This is a genomic window from Arenibacter palladensis, assembly GCF_900129275.1.
GTDB lineage: Bacteria > Bacteroidota > Bacteroidia > Flavobacteriales > Flavobacteriaceae > Arenibacter > Arenibacter palladensis.
Genome location: NZ_FQUX01000001.1, coordinates 1,249,800 through 1,268,617 on the forward strand (window position 1 = coordinate 1,249,800; position 18,818 = coordinate 1,268,617).

Consider the following 18,818-nt stretch of genomic DNA (forward strand, 5'->3'; position numbering starts at 1 on the left):
CAGGGGATATTATGAGAAAAAGTGATCTATGTATTATTTGGACAAAAAAGTTAAGATGAAACTATATTTAAGATTATTTATATTATTTGCGGTGGTAATATCGTGCAACAAAAAGGAGGAGCCAATTGTAATTACTTCCCAGGATCTCCATGGGTCTATCCATAAGGTGACCGAAGTGATGATTCATGATATTTTCTCACCCCCGGTGGCCAGTAGAATTTTTGCCTATCCCAATATAGCGGCGTATGAAATTGTGGCCCTTAACAATAGTGATTATAAGTCGTTGGTTGGGCAGGTAACCGATTTGACGCCAATTCCAGTGCCAGCGGTTGAAAAGCCTATCAATTACCAAATGGCAGCCCTAGTAGCCCATATGGAGTTAAGTAAGCGTTTAATTTTTTCAGAGGATAGGATAGAGGCACATCGTGATAGTTTGTACGCAAATTGGCAAGCTAAAAACTTGACCCTCTTTAAGAACTCTGAGGAATATGGTATGGCCGTGGCCAAGCATATAGGGGAATGGTTGGACAAGGATAATTATAAGCAGACCAGGACTATGCCCAAGTTTACCATTAATACGGACGACAACTCTCGTTGGCAACCCACCCCGCCGGCTTATATGGATGGAATAGAACCTCATTGGAGCAAAATAAGGCCCTTTGTAATTGACTCCGCCAACCAATTTGTACCAGTGCCTCCACCCGCATTTTCTATGGATAAAGGGTCTGATTTTTATAGGGAAGTAAAGGAGGTATACGATATTAGCAAGGAGATTACTGCCAAAGGGGATAGTTCGGAAGAGATAGCCATTGCAAAATTCTGGGATTGTAACCCCTATGTCTCCGTCACCAGGGGCCATTTAATGTTCGCAACCAAAAAGATCACTCCAGGGGCCCATTGGATCGGGATTACTAAAATTGCCTGCGAGAAAACAAACTCGGATTTTGACAAAACCGTATTTGCCTACACCAAAACCTCAATGGCCATAGCCGATGCCTTTATAAGCTGTTGGGACGAAAAATACCGATCTAATTTAATACGTCCGGAAACCGTAATAAATCAGTACATAGATGAAAACTGGGCACCCGTTCTTCAGACTCCACCATTTCCTGAGTACACCAGCGGTCACTCCGTGGTCTCGGGGGCGGCAGCTACGGCATTGACCAGTATTTTTGGGGATAATTTTGCATTTGATGACGATACCGAAATACCCTACGGTCTACCTATAAGAAGTTTTACCTCCTTCAATCAGGCTGCAGATGAGGCCGCCATAAGTAGAATGTACGGGGGCATCCATTATAGGGCAGCAGTGGAAGTTGGGGTAGGACAGGGCAGGAATTTGGGCAAATTCATCGTGGACAAATTGGAAATGAAGGGAAAAAAGGAATTGGTATCCAAGTAGTATTTATAGGCTGGATTCATATTTCATTTCAAAAGGTTTCAAGATTTACGTACCCGGTAAAAAATACAATTGGTGAGAAACAAAATTGTTTATTTCGTAGTTTTCCTTCTTCTGGGGTCATTCATTTGGTATCTGTTTATAAAGCCCTATGATTATTCGGTTTCCATTACATCCAAGACCTTTCCCGGAACCATTAATCAGAGTATAAAAGTGTGGGGTAATACCAATAGGAATACGGTGTTATTGCAGGAAAAGGATTTTTTGAATATTGATCAGCAACTAAAGTTCAATGATTCCGTATTCCAATATCAATGGAAAATAACCCCTATTAATGATTCAACTACAAAGATAAAGGTATACATTACGGATGCAGGTCATAGCTTGGGAAATAGAATAAAAATTCCTTTTTTAGATACGGACTTCGAAAAACGGACCAAAAGTACTATTTTGGACTTCAACAATGCACTAACGGAACATTTGGAAAAATTTAGGGTTACCGTTTTGGATACCTTGCAACAGCTTCCGGATACCTATTGCGCCTATATCCCCATTAAGGCTTCGCAGTTGGGCAAAGCTAAAGGAATGATGCAGAATTATCCCATTTTAAGTACAGTCCTCGTGGACAACAATGTAGTATTGAACGGCAGGCCATTTCTGGAAATTACCAATTGGAACAGGAAAGTGGACAGTGTTTCCTATAATTTTTGCTATCCAATTATTAAAAGTGATAGCCTTCCCCAAAATGATATTATAAAGTATAAGAAATTTGAAGGCGTTAGGGCATTAAAGGCTATTTATAATGGAAATTATATTACCTCTGACCGGGCTTGGTACGCCTTGTTGGATTATGCCAGAAAGAATGGGTTGGAGGTATGGGAAAGACCTGTTGAGGTATTTTTCAGCAACCCAAATTTTGGGGGAAACGAATTGGATTGGATAGCTGAAATTTATATGCCATTAAAAGAATAAAAGGAAAAAGATCTCGCAAGATTAAATGGTCGGTTGCCCACCTAAATGAATAAATTTATAAGTGTATGAAAAAATGCCTCTTATTGTTGCTTTGGGGAACCATCATTAGCTGTGCCAGTAATTATGGACAACTAACCTTTGTTACCAAACTACCCCATAAATTAACGGAGAATTCCGGAATGGTCCCAGCCAAGGACTCAACGGTTTGGTTCGTTATGGATAGGGGAAATCCCGATAAAATATATCAGGTGAATTATAAAGGGGACCTCCTAAAGGAATTAAAAGTAAAGAATGCCAAAAACCACGATTGGGAAGATATGGCTAGGGATGAAAATGGGAACGTATTTATTGGGGATTTTGGTAATAATAACAATGACAGGAAGAATTTGGCCATCTATAAAATCCCAGATCCCAATGCCGAAAAAGGAGATGATATCGAGGCTCTAAAGATTGAATTTAAGTATCCCGAACAGAAAGATTTTCCTCCAAAAAAGAATAAATTGCTCTTTGATGCCGAGTCATTTTTTTATTACGACAGCAACTTCTATATCGTAACAAAGAATAGGACACAGCCTTTTAACGGGGAAGCCCTATTGTACAAGGTGCCTGCTATAGAGGGCAAGCACAATGCCCAGTATATAGGGTCTTTTGTTCCGCCTAAGGGCAAGATTAATGGGCAAGTAACCTCTGCCGATATTTCTCCCGATGGTAAGACCATAGTATTATTGGGAAATGGTACTTTGTGGGTTTTTACCAATTTTACAATGGATAATTTCCTTGCTAGCGGAACGCTTAAAACGATAGACTTGGGCGTCTATACGCAATTGGAATCCGTTTCCTTCACCAATAACAATACCTTATTGCTTTCGGATGAGGAGTCCGGAAAAACGGGAAGAAATCTGTATTCATTTGTGTTGGGCAATTAAACCAATTGCAAAAACCTTTACTTCTGCATTAGAACCCAAAACCAACACCAAAGGAAAACCGCGGGCCATCAACACTGTTGAACAAGGCTACCCTGGCCGTCATCACATCCGCTCCATTAAGAAAAAATCCCCCGCCGTAGGAGGTGTGCCATAGGTCGGAATTTTCGTTGGGTGTCCAGACCCTTCCGTAGTCAAAACCTCCATATACCCCCAACGTAACAGGCAATAATCCTGTTTTAAGGCTTTTAAGGCTAAATCTAAGGTCTGTATTCTGGTAATAGCTGGTCTTACCGGAAAACCGCTGGTTTCTAAAGCCTCTAAGCCCATCTATCCCTCCAATACTGGCTGCTTGGTAAAATTCGTAATCGTCCCCTAAATTAAAATGGGCCTTCCATTTGGTGGCAAGGACCAATCTGCCATTGGATACCAGTTTATGATCAAAAGAAAGACTTGGGACTATGTAGCCATAGGCTTCCCCCCGGTTCTCCAAACTGGCCTTGTATCCCAAGAGAAGCCCAGTGGACATACCCATGGTGGGGAAGGCGGCATTGTCCAAGTTTTCAAAGCTGTATTCTGCGTCCACCCCAATAAAACTGTTTCTGTTCTCCTCTCCGTTGGCTAGGTAGAAGGTATTCACGTACCTATCCTCGGTTTCTTCCACTTCCAAGCTTTCCAAAGTAATGCCTGTTCTAAATTTTGCCCCCAGCTGACCCCGCCAAATCAATGAGGGAGAAAAGCTTAGGTTTTGAATTTTCACCCTATTGTAATCCATCTCCAAAGTATCGTCAAAATTTTCGGTCTCATTCCCGAATCCAAAAAAGTTAATACTAAAATTGGGGCTGGTAAAGCGGGCGGCCAGTTCTAAATTCCAGTTGTCCAATATATGGGCAAACTCCCCTTTGTAGCCCAATTCAAAGCCATTGGTGGCAAAATAATAGGCTGCATTGTAATTGTGTTGGGTAGTATACGGGTTTTGTCGTAGTCCATAAAAGGTATTTGTGGCATTGAAGCCAAGCTTCATGCCGTCATCGGGATTAAATCCTATGGTCGGTATTATCTGCCGTGTGCTGTTCCTAAGTTTTAACGGTTGATATGTGTTGGTCTCGTAATCGTTGGTAAGTCTTAGCTTTGCTCCCTTGATTTTTTTGAAGGTATTTTTTTTGGATTTATGGTCATAAATCCAGGTATTTGTGCCTTCCGATACATCATAGACATCGTTGTTCTGCCCACCTATAAGTCTAATTTTTATTTTGTTGCCATTGGTCCCGGCCACTTCAAAAATATCGTCATCGTCCAGGCCGTAGATCCAGATCTCCTTTGTGATATTGCGGTTGAATTTCTTTTGAAAAAAGAGTTTATCCCTTTTTCCACTTATGTTTCTAAAAGCTTTGATTTCCACTTCGTGCTCGGACAAATTATTAATTTCGAACCAATCATCCTTATCGGTGCCTTTTATAACAACATACCTGTTAAGTGCCGAAAAGTAATCATCAGCAATTTTGGGAAGGTTATTGATCCTGGATATAAGTATATTCTTTAAGTCAAGGATATTTTCGTCCAAAATTTCTTGAGGGAAAGCACTGAAGGCTTCATCTATTACCTCTGGAGTTAAGTTTTGCTGTATATATTGTACTTCTTTATCCCAATCGGCTTTTGTAGTCTGGGACAACAAGGTTACATCAAGTCCGTAGGCACTCTTGTTAAATGCCGCCACATTTCTAATGTCATTGTTGAATCCTTCCATCATTTGAAGGGCAGGAATTATTCTCGTTGCAACTCGCATTAAGGCCCCATCTCCCCAAATGGAATACACTTGGTCCCGATCTCTCGGGATGGCTTCAAATACAATATTTCCGGTTTCCTTGTCATTGATTTCGCCCCAACGCCATTGATCGTCATGCCTGTCCCAATCGCCCATCACCATATCAAACAAGCGGGTTCTTAGATATCTTTCGGTATTGACCACATATTTTTCGTCCCGCTTAATTTTATCGATCATGTCCCAGGTACTTTCAATTTTATTGGCATACCCAAAACTGCCCAATTCCCCATGGCCGTCGCCCACCTGTTCTTCAAAAATGTAAAGCTCATCCCCGAATTCGCCATTAAATTCCGCTAAGGCGTCTTGTTTTGGGATATAGTATAATTTAGGGTTGGTGTGGTAGAGGTCTAGCGCATCGGAGAGGGTTCCTACCGTAAGAAGACCGTAGGGCAAGGCACCGGTATAAAAATCCATTAAGAGTTTTTCGGTATAGGTATCCTTAAATTCCCCTATAACGTATTTGTCCTTAAACGCCATGGCTTGTAGATATACCTCCGCACTCTTTTTAACGGCCCTCATTACGTATTCCTTACCATTTTTATCGGACAATCTCAAGGATTTGGATTGGTTTCCCCCGCCTTTACGGACCGGTTTTAAACCTCCAAATAAAGTGTCCAACCTAAGGGTAGGGGCACTTACTTCTATGGCGTAGTACTTCCTATACCTATCGCCCCAAATAGTTTTGAAGAATTTGCTTTTTTCAATGTCTTCCTTGGAGTAAACATTAGCCTTTACTTCCTTTGGAAAATCTTTGTCATTGAACTCGAAATTCTCGTCTCTGTCCGGGGGCAGTACCTGGGTAGAAAATAGAAGATCGGGATCATTATTTTTTCCAACGCCAAAATATCTTACCTGGGAGGAACCATCCTTGTGCACTTTTAACTCTGCAAAGCCCATTCTTCCCGTAGAGAATTTGGAACCGTTCAGCAATCTGGTGGCTCCTTCCTTGGCCCCGGAACCACTAACGATCTGGGGGGTATTGTCCTCCACAATATATTGAAGGGTATGTTCGTGTCCCGAAGTCAAAATAACTTTCTGCGAATACTGGGCTATGGTTATTAGGCGATTCCTTAATTGGGTGTATCTTTTATTCTGTAGATCGGCGTAGGAGGCTCCGCTAGTTTTTCTAATAAGGTTTACAAAAGAACCTAATATAGGGAAGGGAAATTTGCCGCCGGCAGGGTTTAAATGAAGTTTTGCAGAATACTGTCCGCCATGTGGTCCATAACTGAACATGGGGTGGTGAATTGCCAAAATGGTAGTCCTGTCACGGTTTTTTTTGATAAGGCTTTCCAGTTCCTCAAAAAATGTTTCCCGGTCCTTTATTTCGCATTTATCGTTCATTTTAGGGTGTTTGTCCCAATTGGTCAGGAACCATTCCGTATCAATGGCGATAACCACTATTTCATCATTGACATCTATTTTCTTTATAGGGCACCCATCTTCTGGAAAAAAGACCTCTTTGCTATCCAATTTTTTCTGTATGTATTTTTGTTGTCTTTCCAGTCCTTCCAGCCCTTCATTGTACCAGTCATGGTTTCCGGGAATAAATATGGGATTGCCTTTAAATTGGGCCAGGGTCTTTAGCTGCGCATCTAGGTTGTTTTTAGCTTCCAAGTAGGCCTGGGTGGAGTCCTTTTTGTTGGGCATTCCGGCAGGATAGATATTATCTCCCAAAAAGAGGGCGGTACTATTTTTGTTGGCTTTTTTCAAAGCGCTTTGGAACGTCTTAAGTGCTTCACTCTGACCCTCCATAGGGGATTTACCAGCATCTCCTATCAAATAAAAAGTATGCAGCAATTCGCTGTCACTAGTTATGTCTGCTACTGCGGAACTTTCCGCATATTTTGTTTTGTAGGTAGCACAGCCTGCCAATAGAAAAAGTATCAATATAAGTAGGTAATGTTTCCTCATGTACATCTGTTTAGAAATCAAAATTTTGTAATTTGTGGGTCATAATTAACTATTATGTCGGAAATCCTCGAAAAAACTGAAAACTTTGTTGTCGATTTATTATCTAATAAACTAGATTCCAATTATTTGTACCACAATTTAAGCCATACGCAGCGGGTTGTTAAAAGTACTAAAGAATTATTGAATTTTTATAAATTGGGCGAGGAGGAAAACGAGATTGCCCTACTGGCGGCTTGGTTACATGATACTGGATATACCCAAGGTTCTGAGAATCACGAGGAGACCAGTTGTAATATAACCCGAGAATTTTTAGGTGCACAGGAATACGATGAAAAAAAATTAGAACGTGTGTGTAGTCTAATTATGGCTACCAAAAGGTTCTACGAGCCCCAAAACCTCTTGGAAGAAATTATTAGGGATGCCGATTGTTCCCATTTCGGGAAGAAGAGTTATATGGAAACGGCTGAGTTGCTTAGGGAAGAGTTGGATATTTTAGGATTGGCAACCTATACACAAAAGGAATGGCGCGAGGCAAACCTTAAGATGTTCCAAACGGAACAACGTTTTTATACCGATTATGCCCTTCAAAATTGGCAGGAAGAAAAGAATAAAAATATAAGGAGACTGATCAAGGGAAAAAAAGCGGAGGAAAATTTAGTAAAAAAGGAAAAACTAAAGGCTAAATATAAGAGTGAAAGTCCCGATCGCGGTATACAGACTTTGTTTCGGGTTACTTTAAAAAATCATTTAATGCTCAGTGATATTGCTGATACCAAAGCCAATATTCTACTCTCGGTAAATGCCATTATTATTTCTTTGGTACTGTCCAACCTTATGACCAAACTGGACAATCCGTCCAACAATTACCTAATCTATCCCACTTTACTATTTGTTGTTTTTAGCGTAGTATCCATGGTACTTGCCGTTCTTGCAACAAGACCCAATGTTACCCAGGGCGAGTTTACCAAGGAGGACGTAAGGCAGCGTAAGGTTAACCTGTTGTTTTTTGGTAATTTTCACAAAATGAAATTGGAGGATTACCAATGGGCCATAAACGAGTTGGTACAGGACAAGGATTATATTTATTCCTCATTGACCAAGGATCTCTATTATCTTGGATTGGTATTGAACAGAAAGTATAAAATACTGAGATGGACCTATACTATTTTCATTATAGGAATGATTGTTTCCGTTATTGCTTTTGTCGTGGCCTTTAAGTATTTTGGTCCTGATCGTGGTTTGTAACCAATGGTAACAATGCTATTTGTTCAATTCCAGCATTAAGTCCTCGTAAGTATATGTTTTGTCCTTTTCTTTAGTGGATTTGTATAGAATGGAAGCCCTAATGGCCTTGAGTCCGGAAACCCCTTGGAGGCCTTCCAATTCAACAATTTCTATCTTGCCGCTGAAATAACCTTTGGATTTAAGGAACTTAATATATCGCAGGTATTCCAGCTCATCCTTTTTTTGTGAATAAACAATGGCAATTTTACCTGCCTGGGTCAATCTTTCATTGGTGCCTTTAATGTAGGACTTATCAATTCGTTTCTTTATGATCTCATACCTGGCGTTGTAGGTGCCGTCTACGTCAAATCGTTTTTCATCCATCCTAAAACGAATGGATAAAGAGCCGTTGTAGACCAGTATAAGTGATGCCACGTTTAATTGTACCTGCAGCTTGGATTTTAGGTCATAATGCTTATTTTCCATTTCACAGATAACCTGTAATTGCCACAACCTAAGGTTGTTGAGGTAGAGTAGGTCGAATGCCCTTGCTCCAGTTATGGAATCCCCTATGTACATATTGTGCTCAACACCATCGGTCTTGTAGCGCTCAAAATAGTGGGGGTACATTAGCTGTGCTTCCTCCTGTTTCCGATCTATTACCGATGCCAACTTTTTGTTGATCAGCATTACGCTTTGATCATAATTTTTTCTGTGATCATAGTAAGAACCTGTTCCCTTATCTATTTTGGCCTCATAGGAAAGCAATAGATTTTGAATCTGGGTGTCGGATTTTTTGATATGCTGGAACACCGGGTTTATTTCTTCTTGCACAAAGTCGAAAATGGCCTGTTCACTATTGGTATGTAGGACCTCTTTGATCTCATCAAGGTGGTTGTCTACCCTGAATATAAGTTCTTCGTAAATTGGCAAACCGTACTTTTGCCAAACCTCGGTCATTATTTGCTTAATTTCGGACAACTGGATCATAAGATCCCTTTGAATGGCCATATTCCTTTCTTGGGAGGAATTTTGGATATCTACCTGTCCGTATAAAGGGTATACTTCATCAAAAACAATTTCGCGGAAAGAGGGTTGTAAACCTTCCATATCATCCAAAATAAAGCGCTTTGCCTCTTCCTTAAATTTCCAGTACACGGAAGGGTGCACAGAGGTACATTCGTTTTGGATAACCGCATCGATCAAATTCTCCTCTTCTTGTATGGAACGTAATACAGCGGAAACGATATAGGGAATTACATCATCCAATTTCGTGACATTCACGCTATTGAGGTCATTGGCCTTATCGGAGACCAGTTCCAATACCCCCAGCAACTGTCCGTCTTTGGCAATGGGCGCCAAAAGGGCACTTTTAATTTTTTGATCGTGCAAAACCTTATATGGTGCCATACCATTTGAAAGCTTGTAGTACTTGTCAACATCGCTTATTACAAAGTAGTGGTTGTGATCAATTAACTTACTGTAAGAAGACTTGCAAAGCGCCTCATTACAGGTCTCCACTTTTTTCTTTTGTAAAATAAAACTATTTACTCCGCTTACGGAAACCCTTTCAAATTGCTCATCTTTGGAATTGTACACCGAGAACCCGATACGCAAATTTGGCAACCCAAATAAGGATTTAAAGGTTTCTTCTACGCCCTTAATGAAATTGCCCCCAGTTTTATCGTTGGTGATAAGGTTGGATTTTATTTCGGAGATGGAATGTTCCGCGGTAACATCGAACATGTTGGAGATTACAAAACCTTTGCTGATAAAACTATTGGGCGGTATCTTTTTTTTCCAAAGTTCTATGTTGTCTATATTTTCCAATAACTTGTTTACGTCTTCCTGGGTAATGTCTAATGGGGTCCCATTGGGAATGATTTCCATAAAATCGGCATTGTACAAAATCCGGTAATGCCTCATTACTCCATTGGCATCGGGAATATCGTAAAAAAAGGGTCTTTTGAAATCTAAATTAAATCCGTAATAAAAGTTAAGGATGACCACACAGGCCATGATATAGTTTACCTCTCCTTCCTGGTTCCTAATTTGGGGAAGATAATCCGGTCCGGCAGCTGCCAATATTTTTTCAAAGCGCTTACTGGAGTTAAATATGATATCCGAATAAGGTGAGGAAGCGGTTTTTATTTCGTTATGGGTAAGGACGGACGAAAACAAATCCTGCAAAATAATTTGAATTACCTCCTTATGTTTTTCCAGCAATGTGATATCGGTGAAGCCTGCACGCAATTCCGGAAATGGCGCTTGGGCATTCAAAATATATTTTGCCTTGGTGGCCAAAAACGAATCCTCGCTGTCTGCCATGTCATCATAATGCTTCAATAACTTATTAAAGCTGATATGGTGTTCCAGTGGTGATATTTTTTCTGACAATCCGTTCATTGTGGCCTTAGTCCAAATTTGGACCATAAAATTACAAAAGAAATCGCTTTCTTTCCTTTAAACGGGCAATATTGGCTAATCTTGTTTTTAGGTTATGTAAAGAATGTCCGTTGTTTGGCATGTTACAGGGCCATTTTTTTTAGAACATACCTAAAAACCTCAATGTCTTCAATTAAAAAGTATTAACTTTTGACCCAAAACTAATGACCTCATCAGCCAGATTGTCCAGGGCTTATAAAAATGCCAAGATCTTGCCTTTTGACGACAGCTCCAAAATTATTCTATTTAGTGACTGTCATAGGGGAGACAGTAGTTTTGCCGACGAATTTGCCAATAATCGCAATATTTATTTTCATGCCCTAAGGCATTACTTTAACGAGGGCTTTACCTACTGTGAATTGGGCGACGGTGATGAACTTTGGGAGAATCTCAACTTCGACTCCATTTTTACGGCGCATAAGAACGTATATAAACTTTTAAAGCAATTTCATTTGGAGAAAAGACTCCATATGATTTGGGGAAATCATGATATGGTTTATAAAGACCCAGTGTATGTAAAAAAGAATTTATCATCCTATTTTGAGCCTATTGACGATTGCAACAAAGAATTGTTTGAGGATATTACCTATCACGAAGCCATAATTTTAAAACATAACAATAGTGGTCAAGAGTTGTTTTTGACCCATGGGCACCAAGCGGATTGGTGGAATTATACCTTTTGGCGCTGGGGCAGGTTCTTGGTGCGTGTTCTGTGGAAACCCTTACAGGTATGGGGCATTGCGGACCCTACCAGTCCGGCCAAAAATTATAAGGAGCTTATCAAAATTGAAAGACGCATAAAAAAATGGATTTTGGCCAACAATGAACTACTGACGATAGCAGGCCATACTCACAGGCCCCGCTTTCCTGCCCCTGGCGATATACCTTTTTTTAATGACGGTAGCTGTGTACACCCGAGGAGCATTACCGGGATTGAAATACAAAAGGGAACTATTGCCCTCATCAAATGGGAAATAGCTACAAAGGATGATGGCACCCTGCAGATTGTTAGAATATTGCTGGACGGCCCTCAACAATTAATCAGTTATAAGAAAGCTAAATCCTAGGTCTATAACACAAAGAAAAATGGAAGTCGACAATGAAGGGGCTCGCGTTGTTATCGTTATTGCAACCTAAAGGTTATAGGAATGGTATAGGGAACCTTTACGGCCCTTCCCCTTTGCTTCCCGGGCGTCATTTGCGGTAATGCCGCAATGATCCTGTGGGCTTCCTTTTCCAACATTTTGTCTGGACCCCTTGTTCTAATATTGGTAATATAACCGGTATTGTCGATAATAAATTGTACATATACCTTGCCTTCAATACCTAATTCCACGGCTACATCGGGATAGGTAAATTGTTTCATGATGTGCTCCTGGATTTTTTTCTGAAAGCAAGCTTTCTGGGCTTCGTTCGAGGTTTCCTTACAACCTGGAAATACCGGAACATTTTCGATTACGGCAAAAGGAACCTCAACATCTTCCTCTTCTTCTTCCACCACAGCTATGTCTTCAACTTTTAATGTAGTCTCCTCCACTACTGTTTCCTGATTTATTTCTGTACTTTGAATCACCGTTTCCTCTATTTCGGCCACATCCTCAACAATTTCTATTACTTCGGGAGCCGCTGGGGGAGGGGGTGGTGGTGGAACATTCAATGCCTCGGTAACCGGTACTTTTTCTTCCAAGTAATCTGTTACCGTCAACTGCTCCGTGGCAGTTTTTGCCTTGGGATACGTTTTTAACTCCAAAGCCCTCCATACTACAAATAGTACTATAACTAGGCCAATTACAAAGAAAAGTCCACTTTTTTTGTTTAAATCTGCCCTAGGATTCTTTTTTGGTTCCATGACACAGTATTTTAATACATAAGTTATTAAGTATTTACATGAATTCATATGACATAGATCAGTTTTGGCATTATTCTAAGTTCGAATAGTAATGCCCATTTATTGTTGGAGAGGGATATGAAACGGACTATTATTTGGGAGCTTTGGGGGCAAAATCGTTCAGGGATATTTTTGGTATGGGCATTTATTCGTTATTTTTAATGAAAATGAAGCTTTAAAAAAATTCGATATGAAGTGGTTTTGGATTGTTTTGGGATTGGCACTTTTGTCGTGCAAGGAAGAGAAAAAAGTAGGGCCGGTTCAAAATGTTGATACCGAACTTGGCCTCTATCAGGAAGCCCATCGCCCCCAATTTCATTTTACGCCACATGAAAAATGGATGAACGACCCTAATGGTTTGGTCTTTCACCAAGGCGTGTATCATCTTTTTTATCAATATTATCCAGAGGATATTGTTTGGGGGCCCATGCATTGGGGTCACGCAATAAGTAAGGATATGGTGCATTGGGAAAATAAACCCATAGCGTTATTTCCTGATGAACACGGCTATATTTTTTCGGGCAGTGCCGTTGTGGATACCAATAATTCCTCGGGATTTGGAACCAAGGATAACCCGCCGTTGGTGGCCATATTTACCTATCACGATCCGGTTGGTGAAAAAGCTAAAAAAGATGACTTCCAGACCCAGGGAATTGCCTATAGTCTGGATAATGGGGATACTTGGGTTAAATATGAAGGCAATCCCGTTATCAAAAACGAAGGAATAAGGGATTTTAGGGATCCCAAAGTGTTTTGGAACAATAAAACCGGCAATTGGACAATGTTATTGGTTGCAGGCGATCACTTGCAAATATGGCAATCCCCTGACTTAAAGGAATGGGTGAAGGTAAGCGAGTTTGGAAAGAATCAGGGGGCACACGGTGGTGTTTGGGAATGTCCGGACCTGTTTCCTTTAAAAGTGGAAGGTACGGACATGGAAAAATGGGTGCTTTTGATAAGTATTAACCCAGGGGCGCCCAATGGAGGCAGTGGTACCCAATATTTTGTAGGTGATTTTGATGGAACAACCTTTAAAAGCGATCAAAAGGAGCATAAATGGATAGATTGGGGCACCGATAACTATGCCGGGGTAACCTATAACAATGTGCCCAATAATGAAAGAGTATTTATTGGTTGGATGAGTAATTGGGCCTATGCCCAGGAAACACCCACCGAAAAATGGCGTAGCGCCATGACGCTGCCCAGAAAACTTTCCCTGCAGCAGATAAATGATAAGTTTGAATTGTTTAATTACCCCTTGGATAGTGTTGATGAAATTCGGGGTCCAGTTGCCTCAGAAGACATCACCATAGGTCCAAAATTGGATAAATCATTGACTTTTGATCATTTTAATAAGTCCGAAGTAAAATTCAAGACTAGTTCACGGGCATTCAGTCTAGATTTCCAAAATAGTTCGGGAGAGCATCTAAATTTGATTTTGGACAGTGAGGCCCAACAATTTATTTTGGATAGGTCCAATTCTGGAAAAACAACCTTTGATGAGGATTTTGCTAAAAATGTTCAGATCATGCCCATCCCTGATTTGCCCAATGGGGAATATGAAGTGAGGGTCCTGATGGATTGGTCTTCTGTGGAGATTTTTATTAACCATGGTCAATATGTGATGACCGCCCAGATCTTTCCCAACGAATTTTACCGGAATTTGATGATTTCCAATCCAAGTGATATGGAATTGAAATTGGATACATTTACAATAAGCCCCATAAAATCCATTTGGTAACTATAATATTAGGGTTAGACTTCACTAAGGACCTAGGAATAATCAAGATTTGTGCAACTGTAATTCTTGGAAGGAGAATTTGAATTATCTCCTTCGAAACCTTCCTATGGCTTTTTATTTTCTTAATTGGAGATAAATCTGACTAATAATCTTCAAGAAACCTTGTGTTTTTTTGGTTTTATCTTAATCATGCGGGGTAAATATTTGGTTTTATGTTAATCACTGTTAAATAAAGTTTAACTATTCTTAAAAATAGGTCATAAGAATTAGATTTGTTAGAGTATTGTTAATGTTTTTATTATTGGTTGCTATCTCCAAAAATTATGAAAATAAAATACATCGTTTATACTTTATTATTTATCGGATTGGGAGGCTTGGTAACCTATCGTATTTTGCAGAATAGTGAAGCGGGTAAGTCAGGAAGTTCTACAGGCACAAATACGGTCCCTATAGTTTCGGGAATGGTTCTTATTCCCCAACAATTTAATGATAATATTTCCCTTTCCGGTACCTTGGAGGCAAATGAGCAAATAGAAATACGAAGTGAGGTATCTGGGGTGGTTGAAAGTATAAATTTTGCTGAGGGTAGTAAGGTAGCCCAAGGCCAGGTTTTGTTCAAGGTGAACGACATTGAATTGCAAGCACAATTGTCCAAAGTACGGACCGCCCAGAAGTTGGCAGCCGAAAATGAAAGGAGGGCAAAACTTCTGTTGGAAAAGCAAGCCATCAGTCAAGAGGAATATGATATTGCTAGCGCCGATTTTCAATCGGCCAGTGCAGAATCCGAATTAATAGCCGCACAATTATCAAAGGCAACGGTACGTGCTCCATTTTCTGGTATTATAGGGCTTCGTTCCATTTCAAAAGGGACCTATGTTAGTCCGTCTACGGCCGTGGCCAAGTTGGTAAATACAGATCAACTAAAGATTACTTTTTCAATTCCCGAGAAATATGCCGCCCAGATTAAAGTAGGTACATCCTTTACCTTTACCACGGCCGATTCCAAGGAGGAATACAGCGCAAAGATATATGCCATTGAACCTGAAGTGGAGATTGCCACTAGGACCTTAAAAATGCGGGCAACGGCCGAAAACCCCGGGGGCAAGCTTTTTCCTGGTGCTTTTGCCAATGTAATTTTACCTCTGGAAACGGTCAACGATGCCTTATTGGTGCCCAGTGAATCTTTGATTCCGGTTCAGAATGGTAAAAAAATCTTTATCGTTGAGAATGGCAAGGCCAAGGAGATAGATGTAGAAATTGGTGCTCGTACCGGAAGTTCCGTGCGGGTCGTTTCAGGATTAAAGGTTGGGGATACTGTACTTACCTATGGGGTTATGGCCTTAAAAAATGGTACTCCAGTTAAGGTATTATTAAAGGAAACTGAATCTCTTACTGCGGAACAATGAGTTTATCAACATTAAGTATTAAACGCCCGGTACTTACCATTGTAATGAATTTGGTCATCATTTTATTTGGGATTATCGGCTTTACCTATTTGGGAGTTCGTGAATTTCCGTCCATAGATCCTGCCCAAGTATCGGTACGTACCAATTATTCTGGAGCCAATGCCGATATTATTGAATCCCAGATTACGGAGCCCTTGGAGAAGGCTATAAATTCCATTGATGGTATTAGGAACATAACTTCTTCCAGTATTCAGGGATCCAGTTCCATAAGTATAGAGTTTAATCTCGATAAAAATTTAGAGGATGCAGCCAACGATGTGCGTGATAAGGTGTCACAGGCGGTAAGAAGTCTGCCCGATGATCTGGATGCCCCTCCAGTAGTCTCCAAGTCCGACGCCGATGCGGATAGGATACTTTCCATGACCATTCAGAGCGATAGTAAAAATATACTGGAGCTGTCGGATTATGCCGAAAATGTGATATCCCAAAGAATTGAGACTATCCCCGGAGTAAGTAGTGTTCAAATATGGGGGCAACGGAGGTATGCCATGCGGCTGTGGATAGACCCTTTTAAATTGGCATCCTATGGATTGACCGTGGCAGAAGTACGTAGTGCACTGTTGGCACAGAATGTGGAGTTGCCTTCGGGGAAATTAACGGGTGATAATACCGAAATAACGGTTAAGACCATTGGTAACCTTGATTCCGAGGAAGGCTTCAATAATATTATAATCCGGGCCGATGGCGAAAAATTGGTACGTCTAAGCGATATTGGCAAGGCTTCGTTGGAAGGGGAGAACATGGAGACCAAGATGAGCGATTCCGGTCAGCCTATGGTCGCCATTGCCGTTATACCGCAACCAGGCACCAATTATCTTGAAATTGCCGATAAATTCTATTTGGAATATGAAAAGCTGAAAAAGGATCTGCCCGAAGGGTTTAAACTAAACATTGTAATAGATGATACCGTTTTTGTTAGAAAGGCGGTTACCGAAGTAGCGGAAACCTTGTTGATATCCATTATCCTGGTAATATTGGTCATATACCTATTTTTTAGAAACTGGTCAATGGCAATGCGTCCTTTGATAGATATACCGGTATCATTAATAGCCACATTCTTCATTATGTGGTTGTTCGGGTTTTCTATCAATGTACTTACCCTTTTGGCCATTGTTCTTGCAACGGGACTTGTTGTGGATGATGGAATTGTGGTCACCGAAAATATTTATAGGAAGGTGGAGGCGGGGATGAGCCCTATCGAGGCCGCAATAAAGGGTTCCAACGAGATTTTCTTTGCGGTGATATCTATATCCATTACACTTGCGGCGGTTTTTCTCCCTGTTATATTCCTAGAGGGTTTTGTGGGCCGGTTGTTCAGGGAATTTGGTGTCGTCCTGGGTTCGGCGGTGTTGGTGTCGGCTTTCGTCTCGCTCACCTTGACCCCAATGCTAAACGCTTATCTAATTAAGCCAGGAAAGCAGAGCCATTCCAAATTTTATAATTTCACGGAGCGCTATTTTGTGAAAATGAATGAATCCTATGCCAGTGCATTAGGCGCTTTTATGAAAAGAAAATGGATGAGTTTCCCAATATTACTGGCATGTATATGGCTCATTGCCCTTTTTTACGGTCTGCTGCAAAAAGAAACGGCACCCTATGACGATCGTAGTTTTATACGCTTGAGCGTTACTGCCCCAGAGGGTTCTTCCTACGAATATATGGATCGATTAATGGATGACATTACAAATTTGATCAACGATTCTATCCCGGAAAAAAAGGTAAGTTTGGTACTTACCTCCCCGGGCTTCGGTACCACTTCCTCGGTGAATAGCGGTCGCGCAAATGTTGCACTGGTAGAACCAAATGAGAGGGAGCGGTCACAAAAGGAAATTGCAGAAGATCTTGGGAGATGGGCAAAATCTTATGTCGGCGGAAAATCCAATGTATCGGAACGGCCAACTATCGCGGTAAATCGCCGTGGAGGAGCGCCAATACAATATATTATACAAGCGCAGAATTTTCAAAAGCTGAAGGAAAAGATTCCTGAATTTATGCAGGAGGCTGAAAAAAATGAAACCTTTTCCTATACCGATGTAAACCTGAAATTTGATAAACCCGAACTCTATGTAACCATAAATAGGGAAAAGGCAGAAAGCTTGGGGGTTTCTGTATTGGACGTGGCCCAAACCTTGCAATTATCCCTGAGTGGGCAACGTTTTGGATATTTTTTAATGAATGGAAGGCAATATCAGGTTATTGGCCAATTTGATAAAAAGGACCGTGACGCACCTTTGGATCTTACTTCCATATTTGTAAAGAATAACGATGGTCTGCTAATTCAATTGGACAATCTCGTTTCTACGTCGGAACACAGTAGTCCCCCCCAATTGTTTCACAACAATAGGTATACCTCGGCCACGGTTTTCGCAAATCTGGCTCCGGGGAAGAGCCTTAGTGATGGTATAGCTGCCATGGAGGAAATTAAGGAAAAAGTACTTGATGAAAGCTTTACAACGGATTTAGGAGGGGAATCCCGGGATTTTGTAGAGAGTAGTTCCAATACACTGTTTGCTTTTGGCCTTGCCCTGCTTCTTATATTTCTGATATTGGCAGCCCAATTTGAAAGTTTTATAGATCCAATAATTATAATTCTAACAGTGCCCATGGCCGTGGCCGGGGCTATGTTTTCCCTATGGCTTTTTGGCCAGACCTGGAATATCTTTAGCCAAATAGGTACCATAATGCTCATTGGACTGGTCACCAAGAATGGTATTTTGATAGTGGAATTTGCCAATCAACTTAGGGAGGAAGGGATGTCTAAATTGGAGGCCGTTTTAAAAGCATCGGAATCCAGATTAAGGCCCATTCTTATGACCAGTCTAACCATAGCCTTGGGAGCTTTGCCCATAGCCTTGTCCTTAGGTGCGGCCTCCACCAGCCGTATAGGTATGGGAGTCGTAATTATTGGGGGGACCATGTTCTCATTGGTACTGACTTTATTTGTTATCCCGGCATTATATTTCTTATGGTCTAGGGAGAAAAAACAACATCCTGAGTTTAAAGCCCTCGAATCCTATTAAA

At 40.8% G+C, this 18,818-nt stretch carries 11 protein-coding genes; 8 read left to right on the plus strand and 3 right to left on the minus strand.

Annotated elements, in window-relative coordinates; translation table 11 throughout:
• The first annotated feature begins 55 nt into the window (after window positions 1–55).
• From BUA60_RS05015 to BUA60_RS05025, 3 genes are all read left to right on the plus strand, one after another.
• Entirely contained in the window at window positions 56–1,402 is a 1,347-nt protein-coding gene (locus tag BUA60_RS05015; RefSeq protein ID WP_072860870.1) for a vanadium-dependent haloperoxidase, read from the plus strand.
• A gap of 72 nt (window positions 1,403–1,474) precedes the next feature.
• Window positions 1,475–2,371, plus strand: a complete 897-nt coding sequence (locus BUA60_RS05020) for a GyrI-like domain-containing protein (RefSeq protein WP_072860589.1) — start codon at window positions 1,475–1,477, stop codon at window positions 2,369–2,371.
• Window positions 2,372–2,436: 65 nt separating this feature from the next.
• Window positions 2,437–3,297 (plus strand): hypothetical protein, encoded by an 861-nt coding sequence (locus BUA60_RS05025; RefSeq protein WP_072860590.1) that lies wholly within the window; start codon window positions 2,437–2,439, stop codon window positions 3,295–3,297.
• Between the two features lie 28 nt (window positions 3,298–3,325).
• On the opposite strand, the gene BUA60_RS05030 is transcribed toward BUA60_RS05025, so the two are convergent.
• A complete protein-coding gene (locus tag BUA60_RS05030; protein ID WP_317043181.1) occupies window positions 3,326–7,033 on the minus strand; it encodes a metallophosphoesterase in 3,708 nt (1,235 codons plus the stop codon).
• A 54-nt stretch (window positions 7,034–7,087) separates the two neighbouring features.
• Here BUA60_RS05030 and BUA60_RS05035 point away from each other — a divergent pair, with 54 nt between their 5' ends.
• Window positions 7,088–8,278, plus strand: coding sequence for a Pycsar system effector family protein (locus BUA60_RS05035; protein ID WP_072860592.1), 1,191 nt, complete (start codon window positions 7,088–7,090; stop codon window positions 8,276–8,278).
• Window positions 8,279–8,293: 15 nt separating this feature from the next.
• On the opposite strand, the gene BUA60_RS05040 is transcribed toward BUA60_RS05035, so the two are convergent.
• On the minus strand, window positions 8,294–10,663 hold the full coding sequence (locus BUA60_RS05040; protein WP_072860871.1) for a GAF domain-containing protein: 2,370 nt from the start codon (window positions 10,661–10,663) through the stop codon (window positions 8,294–8,296).
• Between the two features lie 203 nt (window positions 10,664–10,866).
• Between BUA60_RS05040 and BUA60_RS05045 the strand changes: the two genes are divergently transcribed.
• The gene (locus tag BUA60_RS05045) at window positions 10,867–11,769 is read left to right on the plus strand and encodes a metallophosphoesterase (protein WP_072860593.1); all 903 of its coding nucleotides are present in this window, start codon (window positions 10,867–10,869) and stop codon (window positions 11,767–11,769) included.
• 56 nt (window positions 11,770–11,825) lie between these two features.
• Here BUA60_RS05045 and BUA60_RS05050 read toward each other — a convergent pair whose 3' ends face one another.
• The gene (locus BUA60_RS05050) at window positions 11,826–12,551 is read right to left on the minus strand and encodes an energy transducer TonB (RefSeq protein ID WP_072860594.1); all 726 of its coding nucleotides are present in this window, start codon (window positions 12,549–12,551) and stop codon (window positions 11,826–11,828) included.
• A gap of 229 nt (window positions 12,552–12,780) precedes the next feature.
• On the opposite strand from BUA60_RS05050, the gene BUA60_RS05055 reads away from it, so the two are divergent.
• The 3 genes from BUA60_RS05055 to BUA60_RS05065 all read left to right on the plus strand — a co-directional run bounded on the left by BUA60_RS05055 (window position 12,781) and on the right by BUA60_RS05065 (window position 18,817).
• Window positions 12,781–14,331, plus strand: a complete 1,551-nt coding sequence (locus BUA60_RS05055; RefSeq protein ID WP_072860595.1) for a glycoside hydrolase family 32 protein — start codon at window positions 12,781–12,783, stop codon at window positions 14,329–14,331.
• Window positions 14,332–14,654: 323 nt separating this feature from the next.
• On the plus strand, window positions 14,655–15,737 hold the full coding sequence (locus BUA60_RS05060) for an efflux RND transporter periplasmic adaptor subunit (protein ID WP_072860596.1): 1,083 nt from the start codon (window positions 14,655–14,657) through the stop codon (window positions 15,735–15,737).
• A complete protein-coding gene (locus tag BUA60_RS05065; RefSeq protein ID WP_072860597.1) occupies window positions 15,734–18,817 on the plus strand; it encodes an efflux RND transporter permease subunit in 3,084 nt (1,027 codons plus the stop codon). The genes BUA60_RS05060 and BUA60_RS05065 overlap by 4 nt, the downstream gene beginning before the upstream one ends.
• Window position 18,818 lies beyond the last annotated feature (1 nt).